The 25,649-nt window shown below is 74.8% G+C and carries 26 protein-coding genes and 1 tRNA gene; 15 read left to right on the top strand and 12 right to left on the bottom strand.

The genetic code is table 11. The annotated features are described in order from the left end of the window. The first annotated feature begins 2 nt into the window (after positions 1 to 2). The 3 genes from ACFCY1_RS29310 to ACFCY1_RS29300 all read left to right on the top strand — a co-directional run bounded on the left by ACFCY1_RS29310 (position 3) and on the right by ACFCY1_RS29300 (position 2,605). A complete protein-coding gene (locus ACFCY1_RS29310) occupies positions 3 to 1,691 on the top strand; it encodes an alpha/beta hydrolase (protein WP_375876566.1) in 1,689 nt (562 codons plus the stop codon). A gap of 108 nt (positions 1,692 to 1,799) precedes the next feature. Further along, a complete protein-coding gene (gene leuE / locus ACFCY1_RS29305) occupies positions 1,800 to 2,450 on the top strand; it encodes a leucine efflux protein LeuE (protein ID WP_375876564.1) in 651 nt (216 codons plus the stop codon). Between the two features lie 81 nt (positions 2,451 to 2,531). Then, positions 2,532 to 2,605, top strand: a tRNA-Thr gene (locus tag ACFCY1_RS29300). A 63-nt stretch (positions 2,606 to 2,668) separates the two neighbouring features. On the opposite strand, the gene ACFCY1_RS29295 is transcribed toward ACFCY1_RS29300, so the two are convergent. Together ACFCY1_RS29295 and ACFCY1_RS29290 are read right to left on the bottom strand one after the other, a co-directional pair. Continuing rightward, entirely contained in the window at positions 2,669 to 3,313 is a 645-nt protein-coding gene (locus ACFCY1_RS29295; protein ID WP_074001770.1) for a response regulator transcription factor, read from the bottom strand. After that, positions 3,265 to 4,617, bottom strand: a complete 1,353-nt coding sequence (locus ACFCY1_RS29290) for a sensor histidine kinase (protein ID WP_375876562.1) — start codon at positions 4,615 to 4,617, stop codon at positions 3,265 to 3,267. The genes ACFCY1_RS29295 and ACFCY1_RS29290 overlap by 49 nt, the downstream gene beginning before the upstream one ends. Before the next feature lie 240 nt (positions 4,618 to 4,857). Here ACFCY1_RS29290 and ACFCY1_RS29285 point away from each other — a divergent pair, with 240 nt between their 5' ends. From ACFCY1_RS29285 to ACFCY1_RS29275, 3 genes are all read left to right on the top strand, one after another. Continuing rightward, positions 4,858 to 5,241, top strand: coding sequence for a hypothetical protein (locus ACFCY1_RS29285; RefSeq protein WP_375876561.1), 384 nt, complete (start codon positions 4,858 to 4,860; stop codon positions 5,239 to 5,241). A 32-nt stretch (positions 5,242 to 5,273) separates the two neighbouring features. Beyond that, a complete protein-coding gene (locus ACFCY1_RS29280; protein ID WP_117488493.1) occupies positions 5,274 to 6,176 on the top strand; it encodes an ABC transporter ATP-binding protein in 903 nt (300 codons plus the stop codon). Between the two features lie 77 nt (positions 6,177 to 6,253). Further along, positions 6,254 to 7,915 (top strand): hypothetical protein, encoded by a 1,662-nt coding sequence (locus ACFCY1_RS29275; protein WP_375876560.1) that lies wholly within the window; start codon positions 6,254 to 6,256, stop codon positions 7,913 to 7,915. A 122-nt stretch (positions 7,916 to 8,037) separates the two neighbouring features. Here ACFCY1_RS29275 and ACFCY1_RS29270 read toward each other — a convergent pair whose 3' ends face one another. From ACFCY1_RS29270 to ACFCY1_RS29260, 3 genes are all read right to left on the bottom strand, one after another. Next, positions 8,038 to 8,622 carry a TrmH family RNA methyltransferase gene (locus ACFCY1_RS29270; RefSeq protein ID WP_049654411.1) on the bottom strand — a complete coding sequence of 195 codons (585 nt, stop codon included), beginning with the start codon at positions 8,620 to 8,622 and terminating at the stop codon, positions 8,038 to 8,040. Further along, entirely contained in the window at positions 8,619 to 9,263 is a 645-nt protein-coding gene (locus ACFCY1_RS29265; RefSeq protein ID WP_049654410.1) for a class I SAM-dependent methyltransferase, read from the bottom strand. Before ACFCY1_RS29265 ends, ACFCY1_RS29270 begins: the two co-directional genes overlap by 4 nt. A gap of 219 nt (positions 9,264 to 9,482) precedes the next feature. Continuing rightward, positions 9,483 to 10,004, bottom strand: coding sequence for a carboxymuconolactone decarboxylase family protein (locus ACFCY1_RS29260; protein WP_375876559.1), 522 nt, complete (start codon positions 10,002 to 10,004; stop codon positions 9,483 to 9,485). 229 nt (positions 10,005 to 10,233) lie between these two features. On the opposite strand from ACFCY1_RS29260, the gene ACFCY1_RS29255 reads away from it, so the two are divergent. Further along, positions 10,234 to 10,434: a hypothetical protein gene (locus ACFCY1_RS29255; RefSeq protein WP_049654408.1), complete on the top strand. Its 201-nt coding sequence runs from the start codon at positions 10,234 to 10,236 to the stop codon at positions 10,432 to 10,434. A 45-nt stretch (positions 10,435 to 10,479) separates the two neighbouring features. On the opposite strand, the gene ACFCY1_RS29250 is transcribed toward ACFCY1_RS29255, so the two are convergent. Both ACFCY1_RS29250 and ACFCY1_RS29245 read right to left on the bottom strand, forming a co-directional pair. Continuing rightward, positions 10,480 to 13,248: a lysylphosphatidylglycerol synthase domain-containing protein gene (locus tag ACFCY1_RS29250; RefSeq protein ID WP_375876558.1), complete on the bottom strand. Its 2,769-nt coding sequence runs from the start codon at positions 13,246 to 13,248 to the stop codon at positions 10,480 to 10,482. 68 nt (positions 13,249 to 13,316) lie between these two features. Further along, entirely contained in the window at positions 13,317 to 14,078 is a 762-nt protein-coding gene (locus tag ACFCY1_RS29245; protein ID WP_375876557.1) for an SDR family oxidoreductase, read from the bottom strand. A gap of 195 nt (positions 14,079 to 14,273) precedes the next feature. Between ACFCY1_RS29245 and ACFCY1_RS29240 the strand changes: the two genes are divergently transcribed. The 5 genes from ACFCY1_RS29240 (at position 14,274) to ACFCY1_RS29220 (ending at position 18,606) form a co-directional block, all read left to right on the top strand. Continuing rightward, positions 14,274 to 15,200, top strand: coding sequence for a helix-turn-helix transcriptional regulator (locus tag ACFCY1_RS29240; RefSeq protein WP_375876556.1), 927 nt, complete (start codon positions 14,274 to 14,276; stop codon positions 15,198 to 15,200). 38 nt (positions 15,201 to 15,238) lie between these two features. After that, a complete protein-coding gene (locus ACFCY1_RS29235) occupies positions 15,239 to 15,505 on the top strand; it encodes a UBP-type zinc finger domain-containing protein (protein ID WP_049660172.1) in 267 nt (88 codons plus the stop codon). Between the two features lie 187 nt (positions 15,506 to 15,692). Continuing rightward, a complete protein-coding gene (locus tag ACFCY1_RS29230; RefSeq protein WP_049660170.1) occupies positions 15,693 to 15,965 on the top strand; it encodes a hypothetical protein in 273 nt (90 codons plus the stop codon). A gap of 275 nt (positions 15,966 to 16,240) precedes the next feature. Further along, the gene (locus ACFCY1_RS29225; RefSeq protein WP_375876555.1) at positions 16,241 to 17,506 is read left to right on the top strand and encodes a serine hydrolase domain-containing protein; all 1,266 of its coding nucleotides are present in this window, start codon (positions 16,241 to 16,243) and stop codon (positions 17,504 to 17,506) included. A gap of 122 nt (positions 17,507 to 17,628) precedes the next feature. After that, positions 17,629 to 18,606, top strand: a complete 978-nt coding sequence (locus tag ACFCY1_RS29220) for a sigma-70 family RNA polymerase sigma factor (protein ID WP_117488480.1) — start codon at positions 17,629 to 17,631, stop codon at positions 18,604 to 18,606. Here ACFCY1_RS29220 and ACFCY1_RS29215 read toward each other — a convergent pair. Continuing rightward, on the bottom strand, positions 18,514 to 18,915 hold the full coding sequence (locus ACFCY1_RS29215; RefSeq protein WP_375876554.1) for a hypothetical protein: 402 nt from the start codon (positions 18,913 to 18,915) through the stop codon (positions 18,514 to 18,516). The two genes, ACFCY1_RS29220 and ACFCY1_RS29215, sit on opposite strands and share 93 nt — an antisense overlap. 118 nt (positions 18,916 to 19,033) lie before the next feature. On the opposite strand from ACFCY1_RS29215, the gene ACFCY1_RS29210 reads away from it, so the two are divergent. Beyond that, positions 19,034 to 19,525, top strand: coding sequence for an NUDIX hydrolase (locus tag ACFCY1_RS29210; RefSeq protein WP_063780323.1), 492 nt, complete (start codon positions 19,034 to 19,036; stop codon positions 19,523 to 19,525). 114 nt (positions 19,526 to 19,639) lie between these two features. Here ACFCY1_RS29210 and ACFCY1_RS29205 read toward each other — a convergent pair whose 3' ends face one another. The 4 genes from ACFCY1_RS29205 to ACFCY1_RS29190 all read right to left on the bottom strand — a co-directional run bounded on the left by ACFCY1_RS29205 (position 19,640) and on the right by ACFCY1_RS29190 (position 22,990). Continuing rightward, positions 19,640 to 20,398: a Clp protease N-terminal domain-containing protein gene (locus tag ACFCY1_RS29205; protein WP_117488476.1), complete on the bottom strand. Its 759-nt coding sequence runs from the start codon at positions 20,396 to 20,398 to the stop codon at positions 19,640 to 19,642. A 76-nt stretch (positions 20,399 to 20,474) separates the two neighbouring features. Then, on the bottom strand, positions 20,475 to 21,218 hold the full coding sequence (locus ACFCY1_RS29200) for a tyrosine-protein phosphatase (protein WP_375876553.1): 744 nt from the start codon (positions 21,216 to 21,218) through the stop codon (positions 20,475 to 20,477). A gap of 138 nt (positions 21,219 to 21,356) precedes the next feature. Then, positions 21,357 to 22,115: a VC0807 family protein gene (locus ACFCY1_RS29195; RefSeq protein ID WP_375876552.1), complete on the bottom strand. Its 759-nt coding sequence runs from the start codon at positions 22,113 to 22,115 to the stop codon at positions 21,357 to 21,359. Between the two features lie 173 nt (positions 22,116 to 22,288). Then, positions 22,289 to 22,990 (bottom strand): hypothetical protein, encoded by a 702-nt coding sequence (locus tag ACFCY1_RS29190; RefSeq protein ID WP_375876551.1) that lies wholly within the window; start codon positions 22,988 to 22,990, stop codon positions 22,289 to 22,291. A gap of 366 nt (positions 22,991 to 23,356) precedes the next feature. Here ACFCY1_RS29190 and ACFCY1_RS29185 point away from each other — a divergent pair, with 366 nt between their 5' ends. Both ACFCY1_RS29185 and ACFCY1_RS29180 read left to right on the top strand, forming a co-directional pair. Continuing rightward, positions 23,357 to 24,259, top strand: a complete 903-nt coding sequence (locus ACFCY1_RS29185) for an RNA polymerase sigma factor (RefSeq protein WP_117488467.1) — start codon at positions 23,357 to 23,359, stop codon at positions 24,257 to 24,259. Next, a complete protein-coding gene (locus ACFCY1_RS29180; RefSeq protein ID WP_375876550.1) occupies positions 24,256 to 25,365 on the top strand; it encodes a hypothetical protein in 1,110 nt (369 codons plus the stop codon). The genes ACFCY1_RS29185 and ACFCY1_RS29180 overlap by 4 nt, the downstream gene beginning before the upstream one ends. Positions 25,366 to 25,649: the final 284 nt, after the last annotated feature.

Genomic DNA, 25,649 nt, shown 5'->3' with positions numbered 1-25,649 from the left:
GGATGAGGGCCTTCGGGCGGGCGCCGGTACGGGCGTGGGCACGGACGCGGACGCGGGCGCAGGCACGGACACGGGCGCTGGCCGCGGCGCTGGTCGTCGCCGGGCTGCTGGCGGGCGGGTGCGGCGCCGACCCGTCCGAGGCGCCGGGAGCGTCCCCGTCGGACCCGGCCGGCTCCGGCAGGCCCTCCGCCCAGGCGGCCGAGGCGGCGTCCGGGGCTGCCGGGGCCGCCGGGGCGACCCCGTTGGAGCCGCTGCCCGCCGCCGTCCCGGCCGCGCTCGCGCCGTACTACGCGCAACACCTGGCCTGGCAGCCCTGCGACAGCGGGTTCGAGTGCACCACGTTCCGGGTGCCGCTGGACTACGACCACCCGGGGGACGGCGACCTCACCCTGGCGGCCGCCCGCGCGGCGGCGGAAACCGCCTCCCCCTCCGCCTCCCCGGGCGCGCGGCTCGGCTCCCTGCTGCTCAACCCGGGCGGGCCCGGCGGCTCGGCGATCGAGTACCTGGAGGCCGCCGCCCGGACGTACGACCACGGGGTGCGCGCCCGGTACGACCTGGTCGGCCTCGACCCGCGCGGGGTGGGCCGCAGTAGCCCCGTCAGCTGCCTGAGCGGTGACCGGATGGACGCCTACACCGCCGTCGACCTGACCCCCGGCGACCAGCACGGGATCGACGCGCTGATCGCGGCCGACAAGGAGTTCGCCGAGGGCTGCCGGAAGCAGGCCGGGGCGGCGCTCGGCCACCTCGGCACCGTCGAGGGCGCCCGCGACATGGACGTGCTGCGCGCCCTGCTCGGCGACGAGAAGCTGAACTACGTCGGCAAGTCCTACGGCACCTTCCTCGGCGCCACCTACGCCGGGCTGTTCCCGAGCCGGGCCGGACGGCTGGTGCTGGACGGCGCGATGGACCCGGCGCTCGACTCCGCCACCGGCAACCGCACCCAGGCGGGCGGCTTCGAGACCGCCTGGGCCGCCTTCGCCCGGGACTGTGCCACGCGAGAGGACTGCCCGCTCGGCCGCACCGAGCAGCAGGTCGGCGAGCAGCTCACCGCCCTGTTGGAGGGCGTCCGCGCCGCCGCGCTGTCCACCGTCGAGGGCGGCCGCCGGCTCACCGGGTCCCAGGCGACCACCGGCGTCATCCAGGCCATGTACGCCGACTTCCTCTGGCCCAAGCTGCGCGCCGCGCTCGCCGACGCCAAGGCGGGCGACGGCACCGGTCTGCTGAAGCTCTCCGACGACTACTACGGGCGCGAGGCGGACGGCTCGTACCCCAACCTGATGTTCGCCAACACCGCGGTGAACTGCCTCGACCTGCCCGCCCCGTTCCGCGGGCCGGAGGACGTCCAGCGGGCCGTGCCGGAGTTCGAGCGGGTCTCGCCGCACTTCGGGCGCGACATGGCCTGGATGGCCCTGACCTGCGCGTACTGGCCGGTCCGGGCCACCGGTACGGCGCACACCATCCGCGCCGCCGGCGCCGCCCCGATCGTCGTCATCGGCACCACCCGCGACCCGGCCACCCCGTACGCCTGGGCCCGGTCGCTGGCCGACCAGCTGGAGTCCGGCCGCCTGCTCACCTTCGACGGCGACGGCCACACCGCGTACGGCCGGCACAGCACCTGCGTGGACGGAGCGGTGAACCGCTTCCTGCTGACCGGGGAGGCCCCGGAACAGGGCAAGCGCTGCGACCGGTAGGGCGTGCCCGGAGCCGGGAGACCGACAGGTGGTTCTCACTTCAACCGACTGCCGGTACGACGTTACGATGAGCGCCCCCTGCCGCCCTCCCCTGCACCGGAGCTCATCGTGCTCGGAGTCAACGACCTGGCGACGTACGTCCTCGGCGCCCTCGTCATCATCCTGCTGCCCGGCCCCAACTCCCTGTACGTGCTGTCCGTCGCGGCCCGCAAGGGCATCCGCACCGGCTACCGAGCCGCGGCCGGCGTCTTCATCGGCGACCTCACCCTGATCAGCCTCACCTCGCTGGGCGCGGCCTCCCTGCTCAAGGCCAACCCGGCCGTCTTCGCCGTGGTCAAGTTCGGCGGCGCCGCCTACCTGCTCTGGATCGGCTACGGCATGCTCCGCGCCGCCCGCCAACTCTGGCGCGACCGCCGCGCCGCGGCCGACCCCACCGCCGAACCCGCCCCCGAATCCACCGAGAACCCCTTCCGCCGGGCCCTGGTGATCAGCCTCCTCAACCCGAAGGCCATCCTCTTCCTGCTCTCCTTCTTCACCCAGTTCGTCGACCCCGCCTACGGAGAGCCCGCCCTCTCCTTCGCCCTCCTCGGCGGCATCCTCCAGACCTTCAGCTTCCTCTACCTCTCCCTCCTCATCTTCGCGGGCACCACCCTCGCCACCGCCTTCACCCGCCGCAAGCGCCTCTCCGCCACCCTCACCAGCGGCGTCGCCGTCCTCTTCGCCGGCTTCGCCGCCAAACTCGCCGTCTCCTCCGCCTGACCACCGCCCCCGGATACCGGGTACGGATCACCCGCGAACCTGTGTAGACTGGCCCGCGTTGCCGCCACACACGGCAGCGGTGCCGCCTTAGCTCAGTTGGCCAGAGCAACGCACTCGTAATGCGTAGGTCGCGGGTTCGAATCCCGCAGGCGGCTCTGTGAAGGCCCAGGTCAGGAATTTCTGACCTGGGCCTTTTTGCGTGCCCCGGGCGGGCGGGGTTACTGGTCGAGGTAGGTGAGGACGGCCAGGATGCGGCGGTTGGCGGTGTCGGTGGGGTGGAGGCCGAGCTTGGTGAAGATGTTGGTGATGTGCTTGGCGACGGCCTTCTCGGTGATGAAGAGGGATTGGGCGATGCCGGTGTTGGAGCGGCCCTGGGCGAGGGATTCGAGGACTTCGCGTTCGCGGGGGGTGAGAGTGGCGAGGGCGGTGTCGCGGTCCTTGCGGACCAGGAGTTGGGTGACGACCTGGGGGTCCATGGCGGTGCCGCCGGCGGCGACGCGGTGGATGGCGTCGAGGAACTGGGTGCCGTTGGTGACGCGGTCCTTGAGCAGGTAGCCGACGGCGTGGCCGCCGGTGGCGAGGAGTTCGCGGGCGTAGAGGGGTTCGACGTACTGGGAGAGGAGCAGGACGGGGAGGTCGGGGGTGGTGCGGCGGGCGGTGAGGGCGGCGCGCAGGCCCTCGTCGGTGAAGGTCGGCGGCAGCCGGACGTCGACGATCGAGACGTCCGGCCGCTGCTCGGTGAGGGCCCGGAGGAGGTCGGGGCCGTTGTCCACGGCGGCCACCACCTCGTGGCCGTGGGCCTGGAGGAGGCGGATCAGGCCGTCCCGGAGGAGGAAGTGGTCTTCGGCGAGGACAATGCGCACGGAAGCTCCAGGGTCACCGTGGTCGGACCGTCGGGGGGACTGCTGACGGCGACGACCCCGTCGAAGGTGGCGAGCCGCCGTTCGACGCCGCGCAGGCCGGTGCCGCGGCGGGCGTCCGCGCCGCCCCGCCCGTTGTCGGAGACGGTGATGCGCAGTACGCCGCGATCGTAGCGGAGTTCGATTCCGGCGCGGCCGGCGTCGGAGTGCTTGACGACGTTGGTGAGGAGCTCCGAGACGGCGAAGTAGGCGGCGGACTCGACGGGCATCTCGGGGCGGCCGGGGAGGTCCGCCGAGACCTCGGTGGGGACCGGGCAGACCATGGCCAACGCCCGTACCGCGTCGGTGAGTCCGCGGTCGGCGAGGACCGGCGGGTGGATGCCGCGGACCAGGTCGCGGAGCTCCTCCAGGGCCTTCGCGGAGGACTGGCGGGCCTCGACCAGCAGGGCGCGGACGGCCTGCGGGTCGGTCTCCAGGAGGTGTTCGGCGGCGTCCAGGGTCATGCCCATCGCGACCAGTCGGGCCTGGGCGCCGTCGTGCAGGTCGCGCTCGATCCGGCGGATCTCGGCCATCCGGGTGTCGACGGCGGTGCTGCGGGTGGCGGTCAGGTGGGCGATCCGGCCGGCCAGCAGCTCCTGCTCGCCCGGGGCGAGCATCGAGCGGATGTGGCGGGCGTGCCGGCGGACCGTGCGGGGCGCGAGCCAGAGCGCGAGCGGGAATTGGAGCAGTCCGAGGACGCCGGCGAGGACGGCGGTGGCGGTGCCCTCGATCGGGATGAACTGGTACCAGAGGCCGTCCCACTCGGTGGACAGCTGGACGCCGAAGAAGGCCAGGAAGACGCCCCAGAGGCCGTTGAGCAGGACGGCGACCGGCAGGAAGGCGAGCAGGCTGCCGACGAACGGCTCGGCGAAGACCCAGCAGAACTCCCGACGGGTCTGCGGGTCGCGGGTGATCCAGCGGTAGCGGGCGAGGATGCCGGAGGCCCACTCGGGCACCGGCGGCAGCGGGCCGGGCGGTCCGGGGAACCGGACGTCGGACCACTCGGCGGCCAGGGCGCGCTGACGGTCGGCCAGGTCGCGCACCCCGGCCATGGCGCGGGGGACCAGGCCGAGGCCCGGCCCGACGAGGGAGATCGCGCACGTGACGCCGAGGGAGTGGACGAGGGCGAGGGCGGAGAGCCGACTGAGGGTCAGGGACCGCCGGAGGGCGGTGAGTCCGGTGGACACCGAGAAGCCCGTGGCCCTGTTCGGTGTGGTGCCCTCCTCGCTCGGCGCCGGGCCTTCCCCGTTGTGCATCGTGCTGTTCACGGACGCGATCCCCTCCCGGTGGTGCCGTTGGGCGGCCCGGTCGCGCCGGCCCGTGAGGCCATTCTGACGACTGCGGGGAGGCCTTGTCGGTGGGAGAAACTCCCCCTTTGGTCATACGGGATATCTGCCGAACGGCAGATGGCAGAAGCCCGTGGACCGGCCAGGCTTACGAGCGTGCTCATGTGCCCCAGGAAACGCGCCCGGAGCGGCGCATCCGACCCCGACCGCAAGGAGGACGACGTGGACCGACGTACGAGAACCGGATACGGGCCGGTCGTTCTCGTGGTGGCCGCGCTGCTGTCGCTCGCCGGCTGCGCCGACGCGATGGACGCCGCGCCCGAGGACAGGACCTTCGAGTTCGCCGCCCAGAAGCTGAACGTCGTGTCGCACGGCGCCCCCGCCGACCTCGTCGCGGTCGACCGGAAGGACGTCAAGGTCACCCGCTGGTTCGAGACCAGCGGCAAGGTCGGCAGCGCCAAGGCCTCCTGGGAGCTGAAGGACGGGGTCCTCGACCTCCGGGCGGGGTGCTCGGGGATCGCCAACTGCGACACGAAGTACCGGGTCGAGGTGCCCAAGGGCGTGGCGGTCCTGCGGGACGGGCGCGAGACGGAGCTCAAGGGGTGAAGGCGATGACTCCTGGCGGAGGGACGGGGAACATGCTCGAACTGGTTGATGTCACCAAGGTCTACAAGGGCGGCAAGCGGGCCGTCGACGGCGTCACGATGCGCCTCGGGCCGGGAATGGTCGGGCTGTTGGGGCCGAACGGCGCCGGGAAGTCGTCGCTGATGCGCATCGTGGCGACGGTCACCCGGCCCACGGGCGGGCAGGTCCGGTACCAGGGCGCCGACGTGGTGGCCGAGCCGGACCGCTTGCGCCGTGAACTCGGCTACCTGCCACAGGACTTCGGGGTCTACCCGAACCTGACCTCGCGGGAGTTCCTGTCCTACCTGGCGGCCGCCAAGGGGATCGGAGCCCGTTCCGCCCGGGCCCGGATCGACGAGCTGATCCAGCTGGTCAACCTGACCGAGGCGGTCAGGCGCCCGCTCGGCACCTACTCGGGCGGCATGCTCCGCCGGGTCGGCATCGCGCAGGCCCTGCTGGCCGACCCCAGGGTGATCGTGGTCGACGAGCCGACCGCCGGCCTGGACCCGGAGGAGCGGGTGCGCTTCCGCAACCTGCTCAGCGAACTCGCGGCGGAGCGGGTCGTGATGCTCTCGACCCACATCGTCTCCGACGTCGAGTCGGTGGCCTCCGACATCGCCGTGGTCGCGCACGGCCGGCTGCTGCGCCGGGGCGCGCCCGACGAGCTGCTCCGGGAGATCGACGGGCAGGTCTGGGAGGCGGTGGTCGCACCGGCGGACCTCCTGGAGGTCCAGGCCCGCCACGTGGTCAGCCGGATGGTGCGGACCGGGAACGGCGTGCGGGTGCGGCTGCTCGCCGCCGAGCCGCCGCGGCCCGACGCGGTCCGGGTCGTGCCCGATCTGGAGGACGCCTACCTGGGCGTCATCCACCGGCCGGGCGGCTCGGCCCGGACCGAGCAGCGGGCGGTGCGGCGATGAGGGCGACGGTGACGGTGACGGGTCCGGCGGTCGGGTCGGCTTCGGGGTCGGGGTCGGGGTCGGGGGTCGGGCCAGCGTTGGCCAGGCTGGCGGTCGGCGACTTCCGGGACCGGGTGCGCCGGCCGGTGTACGCGGTGACGCTGCTCGCCGCGGTCGGGCTCGGCTACCTGGCCGTACCGGACGCCGGCGGCCACTGGACGATCATGGACGTGGGCGGCCACCGGGGCATCTACAACAGCGCCTACGTCGGCGCGGTCACGGCCCTGGCCGGTGCGCTCTGGCTCACCTTCGGCGGCTTCTACGTGGTGCGCAGCGGCATCGCGCGGGACGAGGCGAGCGGGGTCGGCCAGGTCCTCGCCGCCACCCCGCTGCGCAACTCCCGCTACCTCCTGGCCAAGTTCCTGAGCAACCTGCTGGTGCTCGCCTCCATGGTCGGCGTGCTGGCCGTCACAGCGTTGCTGATGCAGCTCGCCCGCGGTGAGGACCGCGCGGTCGACCCGATAGCCCTGGTGGTGCCGTTCCTGCTGCTCGCGCTGCCCCTGATGGCGCTCACCGCGGCGGCGGCGCTGCTGTTCGAGACGGTGCCGCTGCTGCGGGGCGGCTTCGGGAACGTCGTCTGGTTCGTGCTGGCCATGGTGCTCGCGCTCGGCGGGCAGTCGGCCTCCGCACCGCTGGACGGCCTCGGCGTGCACCAGGTCGCGCGGTCGATGGGCGCGGCGCTGGAGGCCCGGCACGAGTCGGTCGGCGACGGCGGGTTCAGCCTCGGGCTGACCAAGGTCGACAAGCCGCTGGGCACCTTCCTCTGGGACGGCTTCGACCCGTCCGCCGGGTTCGTCCTCGGGCGGCTGGCCCTGGTGCTGCTGGCGATCGGCCTGGCGCTGCTGCCGGCCCTGTGGTTCGGCAGGTTCGATCCGGCGCGTGCCTCCGGCGGTGCGTCCGGGGGTGCGGCTGCCGCCGGGGCCGTGGCCGGGGCCGTCGCGGAGGTGGTGGCCGGGGAGCCGTCCGGGGCCGAGGGGACGGAGACGGCGGGGGCGCGCTGGCCGACCGTACCGGACACCCGGCTACGGACCGAACCGCAGTGGGCCGAGCCGCAGCGGACCGCCCTGCCGCGGGCCGAAGCGCGGCGGGCCGGGGCGTTCGGGCGGCTGCTGGCGGGGGAGGCCCGGATCCTGGTGCAGGGCGTCTCCCGCTGGTGGTGGCTGGTCGCCGCCGGGCTGACGGTGGCCGGGTTCGTGCTGCCAATGGACGCCGTCACCGGCCTGCTCCTGCCCCTGGCGTGGCTGTGGCCGGTCCTGATCTGGTCCCGGCTCGGCAGTCAGCAGGTCGAGAACGGTCTGGAGGTGCTGCTCGGGGCCTACCCGTCGGCCCGGCGCAGGCTGCTCGCCGAATGGGCGTCCGGGCTGGTGCTCACCGTGGTGACGGGTGCCGCCCCGCTGATACGCATGCTGGCGGCGGGCGACGGTGCGGGGACGGCCAGTTGGCTCGGAGGCGCGCTGTTCGTCCCGTCGCTGGCCATGGTGCTCGGGGTGGTGAGCCGGAGCCACCGGCTCTTCCAGATGGTCTACCTGCCGCTCTGGTGGGTCCTCGTCAACCACGTCGCCGCCGTCGACTTCATGGGGGCCGTGCGCGTGAACGGCAGCCCGGGCGGTCCGGGGCCGCTGCTGGTCGGGGCGCTGTCCGCGGCCATGCTCGCGGTGGTGTTCCTGGTCGGTGCAGCCCGACGGAACGTCAAGGGCTGACCGGAGACGGGAGCCCGGGCCGTCGGCGGACGGTCCGGGCTGCCCTCGGGCTTCGGGGCACACCCAGGGGTGTCGCCCGCCTGCCCGTCGTCTCCTTCTCGTCGTCTCCTGCGCGCCGTCTACTACTCGTCGTCGCCGAGGTCGCCCGCGAGGTCACCTGAGAGGTCGCCGTCCGGGGTGCCGCTGATCGCGTAGCCCTGCCGGCGCGCCTCGTAGCAGGCCACCGTCGCGGCCGCCGAGACGTTCAGCGAGCCGACCCGGCCCAGCTGCGGCACGAACACGACCTGGTCGCAGAGTGCCAGCGCCTCGGGGGTGATCCCGCGGTCCTCGTGCCCGAGCATGAAGGCCACCGCCGGGGTCAGCTCGGCGGCGAACATCGGCACCGCCTCGTCCGCCAGCTCCAGGCCGACGACCTTGAAGCCGTCCGCCTTGGCCGCCGCGACCGCCTCGGCGATGGTCGGGAAGTGCTCCACCTTCAGGTACTTGTCGGTGCCCATCGCGGCCTTCTGCGCGCCGGAGGAGCGCACCGACGGGGTGTCCCCGACCAGGTACAGCTTCTCGGCGCCCATCGCCGCGCCGGTGCGGACCACCGAGCCGACGTTGAACGGCGACTGGAGGTTCTCCAGGATCATCGCGAGCCGGAACTCGTTGCTGCGCCGCCACGAGCGGTGCAGACGCTTCAGTTCGGTCCCGCGCAGCTGCTTCACGTCGTCGTACCTCGTCCACTCTCGGAGCCCTCGCCCACCTCGGGGCGGGGCCGCGCTTCCAGAATCCGGCACCCGTTGACCGACGTGACCCGACTGGTCGGGTAGCCCTGCTCGTTCAGCCACTTCTGGAGCGAGTCCGAGCCCAGGTGCTTCTGCACCACCAGGAACGCCGAGCCGTCCGGGGTCAGCCGGTCGAGCCAGTGCGTGAGCAGGCGGCGCAGCGCGGCCTTGCCGATCCGGATCGGAGGGTTGGAGTAGATGGTGGCGAAGCGGACGTCCTCGGGGACGTCGTCGGGCAGGGAGGCCTGGACGTTGCCGAGCCCCAGCGCCTCGGCGTTCAGCCGGACCAGCTCCAGGGCGCGCTCGTTGACGTCCACCGCCCAGACCGGGAGGCGCTTGCGGCGGCTCGCCCAGGTCAGCGCGATCGGACCGTAGCCGCAGCCGATGTCCAGGATCGGGCCGCGCACCCGCGGCTGCGGGGCGTGCTCCAGCAGGATCCGGGTGCACGGGTCGAGCCGGGTGCGGGAGAACACCCCGGTGTCGGTGGTCAGTTCCAGGGTGAGGTCCGGCAGGGAGACCGTGATCGGCCGGCGGTCGCTGGCGACCTCGGGTGCACCGGTGAAGTAGTGCGAGCCGGACATGATTTCCCCGTCGTTCGTATGGGCCTCGGGGCCACCGGGTGGGTGTGGGTTAGCCCTTTGTACGGCACCGATCGTACCCCCGGTGGCCCGGACGGCGTTCCGGCCGCCGCCCGGGACGGGTGCTCCCGCCGGTGCACTCGCCGTCGCCCGGGACGCGGCTCGGGAACGATGGTGCGGACGACGGTGCGGACGGCCGTGCGGCGCGGACGGTGGGCGCGGTCAGGCGGTGCCGGGGGTCTTGCGGGTGGCCACGTTGATGCGGTTCCAGGCGTTGATGGTGAAGCAGACCGAGATCAGCTGCGCCAGCTCGGCCTCCGCGAAGTGTGCGGCGGCCCGGGCGTACACCGCGTCCGAGACGCCGCCGTCGATCCGGGCGACCTCCTCGGCCAGGGCCAGGGCGGCCCGCTCGCGCTCGGTGTACACCCCGGCGGGGGCGTCCGGCCAGACCGGCAGCAGGTAGATCCGCTCGTCGGTCTCGCCGGCCTTGCGGGCGTCCTTGGCGTGCATGTCCAGGCAGTACGCGCAGCCGTTCAGCTGGGAGGTGCGCATCTGGACGAGCTCGACCAGGGCCGGGTCGAGGCCCTCGCGGGCGGCGGCGTCCAGGGCGATCATCGCGCGGAACACCTTGGGGGCGGTGCGGGCGTAGTCGAGGCGCGCGGTGCCCGCGAGGGCCTCGGTGGTCCGGGCGGTCCGGGCGGTCCGGGTGGCTTCGGTGGTCCGGGAGCTCTCGTTCGTCGTCATGGCTACGACCCTAGGAGCGGAATGCACCCGTCCCCTGGGTCATTCACGGTGCTGTTTCGTGGGTCAATCAGGCCGGTCGGCCGGGGGCCCGCCGGAGTCCCGGCAACGCCGGAGCGTCGTCGGCGCGTCGCGTCCCGGCGCCGGGCGGCGGATACTGCGAGTACGCCAGCCGGGCCCGTGAAGGCCTCCGAACGCCCGTGAAGGCCTCCGAACAGTGAGGACGGATGCCATGCCGCAGGAACAGCACGAGGAATACCTGATCGACGAGACCGCCGAGACCGTCGAGCCCGACGAGCAGGCACCCGAGGGCGACACGTACGACGAGGTGGCCGAACGCCGGGCCGTCGGCGCGGACCCGGCGACCAACGTCGCGGACGTCGTGGAACAGACCCAGCCGGTCCGGCACGACGAGGAGGAGTACCGGGAGTAGCGGGGTCCCAGGGAGCGGAGCGGGAGCAGAGGGGCCCCGGAGCGGCTACAGGGCCCGGCGTCGTTGCAGCCAGGCCAGGGCCGCCCAGCCCGGCAGCACCGGCAGGATCAGCGTCAGCAGGCGGAACAGCGCCACCGCGGCCAGCTCGCCGCCCGGCTCCATCGACGTGGTCTGCTGGAGCAGCGTGAGCAGCATCCCGTCCACCGCACCGGCCCCGCCCGGGGTCGGCGCCGCGCTGCCCACCGCGTTGCCCACCAGGAACACCACCGCGACCGCGGCGAAGGACGGCTCCCGGCCGATCGCCCGGACACAGCAGTACAGGCAGGTGATCAGGCAGATCGACACCAGCAGCTGCCCGGTCACCCCCACCGCCAGTTTGGACGGGCTGCGCAGCAGGTCCAGCAGGCGCGGCACCACCTCGGCCGTCAGCGGCCGCAGCCGCGTCGCCAGCCACCGCCGGGCCGCCGGGATCGCCGACACCACCGCGAGCAGCGCCGCCGCCCCCGCCAGCCCGCCGACCACCGCGGGCAGCGCGTCCAGCTCGGAGCTGCCCGGGACGAAGTCCAGGAGGTAGACGAAGGCGCCGAGCTGCAACAGGTGCAGCACCAGCCCGATCAGGTTCCCGACGCCGACGCTGGACAGCGCCTGCGCGGTCGGGATCCCGGCCCGCTGCAACAGGCGGGTGTTCAGCGCGATCCCGCCGACGCCGCCGGGCGACACCAGCTTCACGAACGACCCGGCCACCTGCGCCAGTACCGCGTTGCGGAAGTCCAGCCGCTCCGGGACGAAGCCCACGAAGCCCATCGCCGCCGCGACGTGGCTGGCCGCCGCCGCGGCCAGCGCCAGCAGCAGCCACCAGGGATCGGCGTCCGCCAGCGCGGAGACCGGGTTGTCCTCCGCCGCGAACAGCTGCGGGATCAGCAGCCAGCCGGCCACCACCCCGCCGACGACGACCAGCAGGGTCCGCGGCCGCAGCCGCTCCAGCCGCACCGGTCGGCCCACCACCCGCGGGCGGGTGCGCAGGACCTCGGCGCGGATCTCGTCGAGCAGGCCGCTGGGGGCGGGGGTGTGGTGCTCGGGGGCCGGCTCGGTGGTGGTGGCCTCCGGGGGCGCCGGGGAAGCGGTGGTGGCGACGGGCCCGTTGCCGCCGGTGGGGGAGCCGGCTTCGGCCGCAACGTCGACACCGGCCGGACCGCCCGACGGCTCGGCGGCCCGGTTGCCGGTGTGCTTCGCGTGCTGTTTGAGGGCGCGGCGGGTGGTGTGGGTGAGGGCGATGGGCTGGAGCAGGGGGAGTGCGGCGCCGACGGGGTCGGGGCCGAGGACGGCGGTGGCCGTACGGACGGAGCGGGCGGCGCCGGCGCGCAGGGCGAGGGTGGTGAGGAGCTGGGCGAGGTCGCAGTGGAGGACGAGTTCGGTGGCGGCGATGTCGCCGTCGGCGAAGTCGACCAGGTGCACCGCGCCCGAGTCGTCGATCAGCAGGGAGGAGGGGACGAGCGCGCGGTGGGCGATCTCGCGGCGCTGGAGCAGGGCGAGCTGCCGCCAGGCGTCGGTGAGCAGCTCGTCGGTGATCTCCTCGTCGGGGAGCTCGTCCAGGGTGCGCCCGGCCAGCCGCTCGTACGCGATGAGGGCGGTGTCCTGGCCGATGCCGGCGGTGGCGGCGATGCGGCGGGTGCGGACGCCGGCCGCGAGGGCCGCGTACGCGACCAGGGCCTCGTGTTCCAGCCCGGTGCGGGGGGAGCGCAGGACGCGCGGGTCGGGGGCGGTGCGCAGCCGCAGCCGGCGCCAGGCGCGCTGGACGGCGGCGGCGGTGACGGCCTGCCGGTCGAGGAGCTGGACGTCGAGGTCGGGGCGGTCGTCGGCCTGGCGGACCAGGTAGCGGTCGGGGCCGGCCGGCTGGGCCTCGACCGGGCGCAGGCCGCTGTCGCGCAGGGCGCGCAGGACCTCGCCGGGCCGGGGGCAGGGGTCGGGGGTGCCGACCGCGTACAGGGTGCCGTGGGCGCCGGTCCAGCCGATCAGCAGCCCGAGCAGGAGCGCGGTGGGGGTGGCGTACCCGCCGGTCAGTCCGGCGAGGCCGGAGAGGGCGAGGACGGTCCAGGGCAGGCGGCGTTCCCGGCTGCCGGAGGCGGTCATGAAGGCGAGGACCGGCGCGAGGTAGCCGTAGACGGGCTCGGTGTGCCCGAGTCCGCCGTCGGGCAGCGCGTGGGTGAGCGCGGTGAGCAGCGAGAGCGGGGCGAGGTCGTCGGCCCACAGGTCCAGGCCGAGGGTGGCGCCGTACGCGAGGACGGCGGCGAGCAGTCCGTCGGAGACCTGCTGGACGGCGCGCCGCCGGTCGGGGCCCAGCAGCCGGCGGACGGCGAGGCCCACCGGGAGCAGCAGGACGGCGGCGGTGGTGAGCCCGCCGGCCAGGCTCGCCAGCGGGCGCGGCACCAGCGCGGCCGCCTCGGCGACGTCGGCGGCGATGCCGCCGGTGGTGGCGCGGGCGTAGTCGGCGAGCAGCAGGGTGAGGGCGATGGCGAACAGGCCGCCGATCAGCCGGATCAGGGCGACGGGCTGCCGGACCCGGTCGGTGGCGGGCAGTGGGCGGGCCCGGAACCGGCCGGGTCCGGAGCCGGTTTGCTCGGGTATCCGGGCGGTGGCCGTTCCGGTGCCGCCGTCGGCCGGTACCCCGGTCCGTTCGTCGCCGCCGTCGGCCGGTGCGCCGGTCCGTTCGTCGTCGCGGGCGCTGTCACCGCTGCCGCGTTTCCGCCGCGCGGGCGCACCGCCCGGGTCGCCCCCGCCGGTGTCGCCGTCCGTTCTCCCCGTCACGATCGCCACGGATGGCATGCTCCCATGCCACCCGTGGGCGAGGAGTGGGGATTGCGCAGTGCCGGTACGACGGGGCCTTAGGCCTGGCGGGTCGGCAGGACGACCAGGTGGCGCAGGTTGACGTGCCGGGGGCGGCTGACGGTGTACGCGATGAGGTCGGCGACGTCCTCGGCCGCGAGGGCCGGGATGGCGTCGAACATGCCGCCGAGCTGTTCGCGCAGCACCGGGTTGTCGATGTGCCCGGCGAGTTCGGTGTCGGTCAGTCCGGGCTCGATCGCGCTGACCCGGACGTCGCGCGGGCCGAACTCGCTGCGCAGGGCGGCGGACAGCTGGGTGAGCGCGGCCTTGGTGGCCCCGTACACCGCGTAGTCGGGGAAGACCACGTGCGAGGCGATCGAGGAGACGTTGACCAGGTCGGCGGTGCGGCCCTCGGCGGCGGCCGCGGTGAGGTCGGAGCCGAAGGCGCGGACGATCCGCAGCGCGCCGGTGAGGTTGGTGTCCACCATGCGGGTCCACTCGTCGATCCGGCCGTCGGCGAGCGGGTTGGGCAGCATCACCCCGGCGTTGTTGACCACCAGGTCGACCGGGCCGTAGGCGTCGTGGACGGCCTTCGCGGCGGCGTCCACCGAGGCCTGGTCGGTGACGTCGGCGGTGACGGCGAGGGCCTGCCCGCCCGCGGCGGCGATCCCCTCGGCGAGGGAGTCCAGCCGCTCGGTGCGGCGGGCGAGCAGGGCGACCCGGGCGCCGGAGGCGGCGAGCAGCCGGGCGGTGGCGGCGCCCATGCCGCTGGCGGCCCCGGTGACGACGGCGGTGCGGGCGGCGAGGGACGGGTGGCTCATCGGGGGCTCCAGAGGGTTCGGCCGGGCTGACGCCGATCACTCTGCGCGGGCCGCGACCGGCTACCCAGGGGTGCGTTCCTCCCGGGCACCGCCGTCCTGGGACGGGCCTACCCGGGACGGGCCTTCCCGGGACCGGGGAGCCTGGGAAAGCCAGAGCCACCCTCGGGACGCCCCTCCGCGGCTACCCTGCCCGGCATGGAGAACACCCTGGGGGACTTCCTCCGCTCGCGCCGGGCCCGGATCCTGCCGGAGGAGGTGGGCCTGCCCTCGCACGGCCGCCGCCGGGTGCGGGGCCTGCGCCGGGAGGAGGTGGCGCAGCTCGCGGGCGTCAGCGTCGACTACTACGTCCGGCTGGAGCAGGGCCGGGGCGGCAGCGCCTCGGACGCCGTGCTGGACGCGGTGGCCCGGGTGCTGCGGCTGGACGGGGTGGAGGCCGCGCACCTGCGCTCGCTGGTCCGTCCGCCCAAGGCGCCGGCCGCCTCCGCCGCCCGGGTGCGGGGGCGGCAGCGGGTCCGGCCGGGGACGCGGCTGCTGCTGGACCTGATGACCGGGGTGCCGGCCTTCGTGCTGGGCCGCCGGATGGACGTGCTGGCCTGGAACGCGCTGGGCGACGCGGTGAACGGTTTCTCCACGCGTTCCGACGCCGGCCCGGACGGCCTGCCCAACCAGGCCCGGCACGCCTTCCTCGACCCGTCCGCCCGGGAGTACTACGGACAGTGGGACGCGGTCGCCGCCGAGACCGTCGCCTTCCTGCGCCGGGACGCCGGACTGCACCCGGAGGACCCGGAGCTGGCCGCCCTGGTGGGCGAACTGTCGCTGCGCAGCGCGGAGTTCGTCCGGCTCTGGGCGGACCACCTGGTGCGGGAGAAGACCCACGGGGTCAAGCAGGTGAACCACCCGCTGGTCGGCGGACTCGACTTCGGCTACGAGACCCTCGGCGTCAACGGCTCGCCGGAGCAGCTGCTGGTCGTCTACACCGCCCCGGCGGACTCGCCCACCGCCCAGAAGCTGGCCCTGTTGGCGAGTTGGACGGCTCCGGGGGCGGCGGCCGGGGGCGCGGGAGCGGTGAACGAGGGTGCGGGAGCGGACGGGGCGGCCGCCGAGGGGGCGGAAGCGCCCTGAGCGGGCGATCCGCGCCGGGGCGGCATAGCCTTTCAGTCATGAGCGCCTGCGAAGACCTCGCTCTGGCTCCTCAGGACATCGAGCCCCGGCCGCCCGCCGACGGTTGCGCCGACTGCCTGGCGCAGGGCCGCCGGGACTGGGTGCACCTGCGGATCTGCCTGGACTGCGGTCACATCGGCTGCTGCGACTTCTCGCCGCAGCGGCACGCGACCGCGCACTTCCACAACTCCTCCCACCCGGTGATCCGCTCGTACGAGCCGGGGGAGGACTGGCGCTGGTGCTTCGTCCACGAGGTCATGGGCTGAGGCGGCCGGCCCCGTGCGGCGCCTCCGCCTGCCCCCGCGCGTACGGCGCCCACCCCCCCCGTAGCGGCAGGTCGGCTTCTCCGTGGTGGCACGGGCCCGCACGCCGGATAAAATCCGGACATAACGCCCGTGCGGCCCCTCCGGCCGGCATCCGTCCGGCCCGGAGGCCGACGAAGGGAGGCCGACGATGACCAAGCGAACGCCCGGCAGCACCGCCAAGCTCCGCCAGGGCACCCAGGACCTGCTGGAGCGCCGGGGCATGGCGAGCCCGCCCACCAGGCTCGCGCCGGAGCCGAGCGCCGGCTCGATGTCCTACGCCGCCGCCGGGTACGGCGTCGGCGAGGCCTTCCGGCACGGCGGCCGGGACGCGGCAGGCGCGACGGCGCACGCGGCCCCGGCGATGCACGCCGAGCTCAAGGGGCACCGGCACCGTGGCGCGGAGAAGCACTCCGCCCACTGAGTCGCGACGCGTGCGGGGGCGGGTGGCCGGATCGCGGCCGCCCGCCCCCGCCGCGTGATTCCCCGACGCCCGCCCCCGACCCGCGATCCCTTGATCCCTGACGCGTGGTCAGGGATGTGCTCGGGGAAGGTTCGGGGCCGTTCCCGGATGCCGCGGCCCGAGGCCGTCCCGAAGACTCTCTCCTGTCCGAGTGCCCGAGCCACCGCCGGCCGGGCGGGCCACCGACCAGGGCGGCCCGACTCCCGCCGGGCAAGCCTCCGTTGGAGAGACTCCCCATGAACAGCCCTGCCCGTACCGGTCGTTGGTCCGTCCTCGTGGCGACCGGAGCGCTGCTCGCCGCCGCCACCGTCGGCGTCGCCACGATCGGCGCCGCGACCCCGGCCCTGGCCGCGGCCGCCTCCCCGGCCACCTCCCCGAGTGCCGTCGACACCACCGCCTCCGCCAAGGCCCGCCCCGGTCCGCTGGACCGGGAGTCGCTCGCCGAGACCCTCCACTCGCTGCCCGCCGGCGTCACCGGCGCGCTGGTCCGGGTCGGCGGCCAGGACGCCCGGTGGCGCGGCACCTCGGGGGAGGACGTGCCGGCGAACGCCCGGTTCCGGATCGGCAGCGTCACCAAGGTGTTCACCGCGACGGTGCTGCTCCAGCTCGCCGGCGAGGGCAGGGTCGACCTGGACGGCACCGTCCAGCAGTACCTGCCCGGACTGCTGCCGGCCGGCTACCCGCCGGTCACCGTACGGCAGTTGCTCAACCACACCAGCGGCCTGCCCGGGGGCGGCGGGATGACCTCCGGGGACGGCAGCACGGCGTGGTTCGCCGCGCACAAGGCGGTCTCCTACAGCCCGCAGCAGGTGGTGGCGGACATGCTCACCCAGCCGAGGAGCTTCGAGCCCGGCGCCGCCCAGCAGTACAACGGCAACAACTACTTCGTCGCCGCGCTGGTGATCGAGAAGGTCACCGGAGACGACTACGCCGACCAGGTGCGGCGGCGCATCACCGGCCCGCTCGGCCTGCACGCCACCTACGTCCCGGCCGCCGACGACCTGACCATCCGCGGCCCGCACGCCACCGGCTACGTGGACGTCCGGAACGCCGACGGCAGCACCGCCCGGGTGGACGTCACCGAGCAGAGCCCGTACCCGTGGGCCGAGGGCGGCATGATCTCCTCCGCCGCCGACCTGGAGCGGTTCTTCGAGGCGCTCTACCGCGGCCGGCTGCTGCGGCCCGCCCAGCAGGCCGAGGTGTTCGCCGTCCCGGAGCTGCCGAACGACCACAACAAGAACTGCGAGATCGGCCCGACCGCCGGGCACGCCTGCTACAGCACGGCCGGCCTGCTGCGCACCGTCCTGCCGAACGGCACCGAGGTCTGGGGCAAGAACGGCTCCCGGCCCGGCTACACCACCGGCGTCTTCGCCACCCGCGACTTCTCCCGCAGCGTGGTCATCGGGCTCAATCCGACCGGCATCACCGGCGAGGAGTTCCCCACCCTGTGGAAGCTGGTGACCACCGGTTTCGGCTCCGGCCAGGCGTACGGGCAGCACTGAGCCCCGCCGCTCCCGGGCGGCCGGAGCGGCCGAACCCGGTCGCGAGCGCCGCTGTCAGTGGGGTGCGCTACGTTCGTCGCGTTCACCAGGGCACACGGCAGGACGACGGGGGCGGGCGCACGATGGCCGACGTGATCACGGAGGAGCCGGTCGAGCTCCAACTGGAGCGGTACCGCACCGAGCTGACCGGCTACTGCTACCGCATGCTCGGCTCGGTCTTCGAGGCCGAGGACGCGGTGCAGGAGACCATGGTCCGCGCCTGGCGCGGGCACCGGGGCTTCGAGGGGCGGGCCGCGCTGCGCTCCTGGCTGTACCGAATAGCCACCAACGTCTGCCTGGACGCGCTGAACGGCCGCAACGGCCGGGCCCGGCCGATGGACCTGGCCGGCCCGGTCACGGTGGCCGCCGCGCACGGCACCCAGCTGCCCGAGGTGACGTGGATCGGCCCGGCGCCGGACGGCCGGGTGCTGCCCGAGACGGGGGATCCGGCCGAGGTGGCCGCCCAGCGGGAGTCGGTGAAGCTGGCCTTCGTCGCCGTGCTCCAGCGGCTCGCGCCCCGGCAGCGGGCGGTGCTGATCCTGCGCGAGGTGCTCGGCTGGAAGGCCGCCGAGGTGGCCGAACTGCTCGGCGTCACGGTGGCCTCGGTCAACAGCGCGCTCCAGCGCGCCCGGGCGGTGCTCGCCACCGACGCCCCGGCGGTCCGGCCGGCCCCCGCGCTGGACGAGGACCACCGCGCGCTGCTGGACCGCTACGTCCGCGCCTTCGAGGCGTACGACATGGACGGCCTCGCCGCGCTGCTGCACGAGGACGTCACGCTCAACATGCCGCCGTTCTCGATGTGGCTGCGCGGGCAGGAGGAGATCCGCGACTGGATGCTGGGCCCCGGGCACGGCTGCCGCGGTTCCCGGCTGCTCCCGGTGACGGCCAACGGCGCCCGGGCCTTCGGCCAGTACCGGCCGAGCCCGGCGGGCGGGTACGAACCGTGGTCGCTGATCACGCTGGAGGTGTCAGGGGGCCGGATCACCGGGGTCACCAACTTCCTGGACACCGAGGCGCTCTTCCCGCTCTTCGGCCTCCCGCCCCGGCTGGCGGCCGAGTAGCTCCACCAGGGCCGCGTCGTTCAGCGGGTCGTCGCCCAGCGGGTCGTCGCCCATCGGGTTGTCGTCGATCGGGGTGCCGTTCAGCGGATCGTCGGTCAGTGGACCGTCCGGCCCTGGGAACAGTGCCGCGAGCCCGCTGAACACGAGCAGCTCCCGCAGCGGGCCGCTCGCGTTCAGCAGCACCACGCCCACCCGGTGCCGGGCGGCGGCCAGCCGGAGCCGGGCGAGGGCGTCGACGAGGGCGAGGTCGGGGGCGGTCAGCGCGCCCAGGTCACAGGTCAGTACGGCGTCGTACGGTGTGGTCCTCATGCGGGTTGGACCGTCGCGGCGCCGCCGACTCATCGGTCCGGGGGCGAATCCGCCGCTCGGGTCCGGCGTCCGGTGGCAGAGTGGGACGACCGAACCGCCCTGCCCCAGGAGAAGCACCGTGACGGCTGAGCCCTTGAAGTCCCGTGAGGAATGGCTGGCGTCCCTGCCCCGGATCTACGCGGCGGCGGGCTGCCTGCTGCGGGACGAGTCCGGCCGGATCCTGATCGTGAAGGCCGGGTACCGCGAGCACTGGCAGTTCCCGGGCGGCACGATCGACCTCGGCGAGGGCCCGGTCGAGTGCGCCGTGCGGGAGCTGGAGGAGGAGACCGGGATCGTCCAGGCGGCGGGCGACCTGCTGGCCATCTCCTGGACCCACGCCTCGGCCGAACTCGACCACCCCGCCCAGCACTTCATGTTCGACTTCGGCACCGTCCCGGACGGCACCCCCGTGACCGTCCCGGCCGGTGAGCTGGACGACTACCGCTGGGCCGCCGTCGAGGAGGCGCTGGACCTGCTCGGCCCGGCCCGTTCGGCCCGGCTGCGGGCGGCGCTGGAGGCGGCGGCCGACGGTCGGGTCCGTATCGTCACCACCCACGTCTCCGGCTTCTGATCCGACTGCCGACCCGGGTTCCGCGCCGGGTTCTGCGCCGGGGTCCGAGCCGGGTGCTGGGCGGAAGTGCCCTGCGCCGGGCGGGAGTTCCGTCCGGCGCAGGGCTCCGGCGGCTCACTGCTGAGGATCGGACTCCGTGTTCCGGGCGGCGATGACGGCGGCGATCGCCTCCGCGACGAAGGTCTCCGCCTCCGACTTGTCGACCTTCAGCCCGGCCAGCACGCCCTGGCCGTTCTCCTGCTCCAGCAGCGCGAGCAGGATGTGCTCGGTGCCGACGTAGTTGTGCCCGAGCTTGAGCGCCTCGCGGAAGGTCAGTTCCAGCGCCTTCTTGCTCTCGGCGTCGAACGGGATCAGCGCGGGCAGTTCGTCGGCGGCGGCCGGCAGGGCGGCGCCGGCCACCGCCCGCAGGGCCTCCGGGGTGACGCCCTGGGCGGCGAGCGCCTTCGCGCCGATGCCCTCGGGCTCGGTGATCAGGCCGAGCAGCAGGTGCTCCGTGGTGATCTCGGGGTTGCCCGCCTTGCGGGCCTCCTCCTGTGAGGCCACCACGACCTTGCGGGCCCGGGGGGTGAACCGGCTGAAGCCCTGGCTGGGGTCGAGGTCGTTGGGGGTGCCCGGGTCCTTGGGGACGAAGCGCTTCTGGGCGGCCTGCTTGCTGACGCCCATGCTGCGGCCGATGTCGGTCCAGGACGCGCCGGAGCGGCGGGCCTGGTCGACGAAGTGGCCGATGAGGTGGTCGGCGAGGTCGCCGAGGTGATCGGCGGCGATGACCGCGTCGGAGAGCTGGTCGAGCGCGTCGGGGTGGACCTTCTTGATCGCGGCGATCAGGTCGTCGAGGCGCAGCGGAGTGCTGTTGGGAACAACGGGATTCTCCATGCGTCAACCGTAGGTTGTCGATCCGGGGATCGTCAACCATTGGTTGACGCTATTCGCGAGTGGTGTTCCGGCGTCCTCAGGCGTCCGGCAGCAGTCGCTGTCGGACGGCGGCGATCCGCTCGGGCGCGACACCCGCCGCGAGCAGGTAGCCGTCCGGGTCGAACCCGTCGAGCGCCGCCGCCAGCGCGGCCTCGGCGGTGGTCCCGGCCTCGGCGAGCGCCGCGTCGATCCGGCGGAACGGGTCCGGCAGGCCCAGCATCCCGTACAGCGGGCGGATGTTGGGGCCGCTCAGCAGGTAGTCCCCAGCGATCGCGTCCCGGTCGACCCCGGCCAGGGCGAGCAGCAGCAGGGCGGCCAGGCCGGTGCGGTCACGGCCGGCGCCGCAGTGCACGACCACGCCGCCGGGGCGGGCGCCGGCGATCGCGGAGACCAGCGCGGCGGCGGCGTGCGGGCAGTGGTCCAGGTACGGGCGGAGCGCGAGCGGGGTGCCGTCCAGCTGTCCGTGGGCCTCCCACCAGGCGGGGCCGGCCAGCTCGTCCAGCGGGACGCGGATCAGCTCGACGTCGTCGGGGAGCGGGAGGAGCGGCTTGTACTCCTCGGCGTCGCGCAGGTCGACCACGGTGCGGACACCGTGGTCGAGGAGGGCGTCCCAGCCCTCGGCGGTGAGGCGGTCCAGGTTGTCCGCCCGGACTATCGCGCCCCGGGCGGTGAGCCGGCCGGAGGCGGTGGGCAGTCCGCCCAGGTCGCGGACGTTCAGGCAGCCGTCCCAGACGAGCGTGCGGTCCTCGGTACTGCTCGGCGCGTGCGTCGTCCGGTTCATGGGGCTCCCCGTTTCCTCGTCGGGGGTCCCGTTACCCCCTCGTTATGAACGACTCCCGGGAGATCCGGATGGTTCCTCGCTGTTCGAGTCCTCGGAACCGGCTGTTCAGAGAAGGAGACGGGAGGGGTGGCCGCCCGCTCAGACGGCGGTCGGGGCCTCGGCCTCGGCGCCGACCAGCCGCTCCATCGGCTCGACCGCGATCTGACCGAGCATCGAACCGCCCACGATCGCGCCGATCAGGAAGACGGTGGACAGCCAGGCCATGGTCGACACCGGCAGGGTGAAGGCGCCGACCACCCGGGCCGCGCACTCGGCCAGCAGCGCGGTGCCCCAGATGGCCGAGAACAGGCGCTCGTGGCGGTGGAAGGCCCGCGACCCGGCCGCCCGGCCCTCGACCAGGCGCTGCCAGGCGGCGGCACGCTCCCGTCGGCCCTTGGTGACGAAGGGCATCAGCATCGGGGTCATCACCGGCCGGCCGATCAGCGCGGAGACCAGGATCGCCACCGCCACGGTGCCGCTCAGCCCGCCGTCCTTGGCGATCATCATCCGGGCGTCGCCGGTGACGAAGGTCAGCGCCAGGCCCGCCAGGTTGACGGCCAGCATCAGGGAGGCCCACAGGTTGAGCCTGCGCTCGGACAGCAGGCCGAGGACGGTCCGGGCGGCCGGGAAGGCCGTGCTCCAGGCCAACGCGGCGAACTCGCTCAGGCCGAGGGCCGAGTGCAGCAGGTAGTAGCCGGCCAGCGGGGCGACCACGTCGAGGGCGAGCGGGCGGAGCCCGGAGACCAGCGGGTTGGGGGCCTTGGCGTGGGCGGCGCCGGTGGCGGCGGTGCCGGTGACGGCGGCGATCGGGGCGGCGACGGTGCTGGTGACGGCGGCGGCACTGACGGTCTGGCTCACGGTGGGTTCCTCCCCGGCTGGTGGCCGCGGGCCGCTGCCCGCGTCGTGCCTCCAGTCTTTCCGTCCGACCCTCCGTCAGAGCAGTGCCGTCCGTTGCGTCATCCGCGTGACAGTTGTCATGGTGAGCGCCGTGACACCGCCTCCGACCTGCGGCTTTCCGCTCCCGGGCGGCCCTAGTCCTCGGCGGGGAAGGTCCACAGCTCGCGGCCCAGGGTGTCCAGGCAGCGGACGGTGCGGAAGCGTTCGTCCCCGGCGGACAGGAAGCCCCGCGCGACGCCCGCCAGGACGGTCCGGGCGACGCCGTCGCCCCGGGTCCAGGCGCCGGTCAGCAGCAGGGCCTTGTCGGCCAGCTCGGCGCGCCGCACCCGGGCCACCGAGGCGGCTTCCAGCGCGGCGTTGACCGTCTCCAGCTCGGCGGGGAGGAGGTACGTCTCGCCGGTGGGAGCGCGGTCCGCCTCGGCCCGGCGCCGCAGTTCGGGCAGGCCGTAGTGGCGGACGGCGGCGACGGCGTCGTCCAGCGGGAGCTGCCAGCGCGGCCCGGGCAGCACCTCCCACCAGACGTCCTCGCCGACCGGCAGCACCTCGCCGATCCTGGCCCGCCAGGTCTCGAAGCCGTACCGGGTGCGCGGGTCGGGCCGGTGGCCGGGGAGGTCCGCGACGGTCCAGTCGGTGCGGCGGACGACGCTGAGGTCGAAGGTGAAGGGCACCCGGTCGGCGGTGGGGCGCTCGACCAGGCCGAGCAGCAGCCAGTGGGTCTCGTCCGGCAGGCTGAAGGTCCGGCGCCACCCGGTGAGGCCCAGGGCGCGCAGGGCGGGGGCGAGGTGCTCGCGCAGGCCCTTCGCGTGGAGCTCGCGGAGCTCGTGGGCGGTCGTCATCGCGGTCTTTCCCTGCTGGTCGGGCTGCCGGTGGAGGGCGTCGGCGGTGCCGGCTCCCCGCCCCTGCCGGGCCGGCCGGTGGCGGTCCCCGGCGCGACGGCTCGTACCGCCGGGGAGGGGCGTGCGACCGGGGCCCGCACGGGTCGTGCGTGCGCCCTCGGGCACGGCGGGGCCGGGGTGGCGGGCCGGGTGCGTCGGCGGACCCGGCGTCCGGGGTGTCGGCTGCCCGGACTGCTTCGCCTACCGACAACGTAGGCCGGGCGGGCCCGGTCGGGCCGTGGGCGAACGGCAGCAGTCCTCGGGACCTTGGCCCCGGCCGGACCGGTCCTTCGGCCGGAGCCGAAGTGTTCGCCCGAATGGCGCATCATGTGGCGGGTGCAGAGTGCAGAGCGCCCCGGAGCGGGCACCGACGGCCCCGTCGGCCGGTCCGGACCAGTACCACCCGCCGGCCTGCCACCGGGCCCGGCGGCCGCCGCTCCCCCCGATCTGACGGAGGCGGTGCGGGCCGCGCAGGGCGGGGACGAGGAGGCGTTCCGGCTGCTGTTCCGGACTGTCCAGCCGGGCCTGCTGCGCTACCTGCGGGTGCTGGTCGGCGGTCGGCCGGAGGGTGCCCAGGACGCCGAGGACATCGCCTCCGAGGCCTGGCTGCAGATCGCCCGCGACCTGCGCGGCTTCTCCGGGGACGGGGACGGCTTCCGCGGCTGGGCCGCCACCATCGCCCGCCACCGCGCCCTCGACCACCTGCGCGCCCGGCGCCGCCGTCCGGTCGCCGACCTGCCCTTCGAGCAGCTGGTCGAGCTGGCGGCGGGGGACGACACGGCGCGGGCGGCGCTGGCCACGGTCGGCACCGCCGACGCGCTGGCCCTGATCTCCCGGCTGCCGCGCGACCAGGCCGAGGCCGTGCTGCTGCGGGTGGTCATGGAGCTGGACGCGGAGAGCGCCGCCCGGGTGCTCGGCAAGCGGGCCGGCAGCGTCCGGATGGCCGCGCACCGGGGGCTGCGGCGGCTGGCCAAGCTGGTCGAGCCGCTCGCGTCCGGGGGCGGCATCCCGGCGGCCCGGAGCGGCGAGGTGGCGGCCCGGGGCGGCGGGGTGACGGGCGGCGCCGGAGCCGGAACGGCCGAGGGAACGGTGGACGGAACGACGGACACGGCGGCGGCCGGAGTGGGCGCGGGCGAGGCCGCCGGGCGACCCGCGGGGAAAGCCGCGAAAAAAAGTTCTCCGCAGGGTGTGACAGAACGCCGGGCCGCGACGCTGAAGGACATGAGATGAGCACCAACCGATCCCGTCGGATCGACCGTGATGCCGCCGAGCAGCTGCTCGGTGGTGCCGTGGGCGGCCCGTCGGCCGGGCAGGACGCCTCGCTCACCGGACCGGACGGCGGTCCCGGGCAGCTCGCCCGGGTGCTCGCCGCGGCCGCCGCCCCCGCGACGGCCGGCGAACTGGCCGGGGAGGAGGCCGCCCTGGCCGCGTTCCGGGAGGCGAGTCTCACGCCCGACCCGACAGTGACCCCCGTCCGGAGACGATCGATGGCAACCGCCGCGCTGGCCAGGGCCTTCAGCACGAAGGCCACCGCCGTCGTGCTCGGCGCCACCGCGCTGTGCGGTGTCGCCGTCGCCGCCGGCACCGGCAACCTGCCGTCCGCCCTGGGCGGTGGCCCGTCCGCGCCGGAGCACACGCTCGCCGGCCAGGACGCGGCCACCGGTCCCGCGGCGGGCTCGCCCGCGGCCGGACCGTCCGCGGGTGCGGCCCCGTACGGTGCCGTGGCGTCCGGCTCCGCCCGTCCGTCCGGAAGTGCCTCCGCCGGACCGCAGGCGGTCGTCCCGTCCGACCCCGCGACGCCCGGCACCCCCTCCGCCGAGAGGCGCGGCGGCCGTTCGGCCGTCCCGCCCGCACTGCTCGGCCTCTGCACCGGCTTCACCGACCGTACGGCCAAGGGCGACCGCCCGGCCCGGCTGGTCGGCGATCCGCTGTACGGCCCGCTGGTCACGGCGGCCGGCGGCGCGGACCGGGTGGCGGACTACTGCGAGGCCGCGCTCGACGACGAGGACGGCGACCACCAGGGCGCCGGCACCCCGACGGGCGACCCCGGCCGCGGCGGCACCGGCAAGGGGAACGGCAGCGCCAACAGCGGTGGCAACGGCAACGCCAACGGCAACGCCAACAGCGGTGGCAACGGAGGCAATGCCGACGGCAACGCCAACGGCAATGCCAACGGAGGCCGTGGCAACGCCAACAGCGGCGGCAACGGCGAGGACGGCGGCGGCAGCGGGACCAGACCGGGCAAGCCCGGCGTGACCGTGCCCCCGCCACCGGGCGCCGTCCCCCCGTCGGACGTCCGCCCGAGCAGGTCCGCCCGGCCCGGGAACGAGCAGTAGGCCGGGAGGCACCCCCCCAGGACTCCGGGTGGGCGGCGAGCGACTCCCCCCGGGCTCGCCGCCCACCCGGAACAGCACCACCCGAAGTACCGCACCACCCGCAGGAAGCAGTACCACCCGAAGACCCCGGGTGGCCGGTCGGCTCCCCCGTGCCAACCGGCCGCCCGGCCGGCTCCGGCCGGACCGGTAGGCGCACCCCGGACGCGCCTCCGGCCCGGCCGGCCCGGAAACGTGGGGGCCCCGCCCCCCCCGGCCGGGGGGGGCGCCCCCCCCCGGCGGCGGGC

It is taken from the genome of Kitasatospora sp. NPDC056273 (assembly GCF_042268845.1).
Lineage (GTDB): Bacteria > Actinomycetota > Actinomycetes > Streptomycetales > Streptomycetaceae > Kitasatospora.
This window is presented reverse-complemented; position numbering and strand designations above follow the sequence as displayed.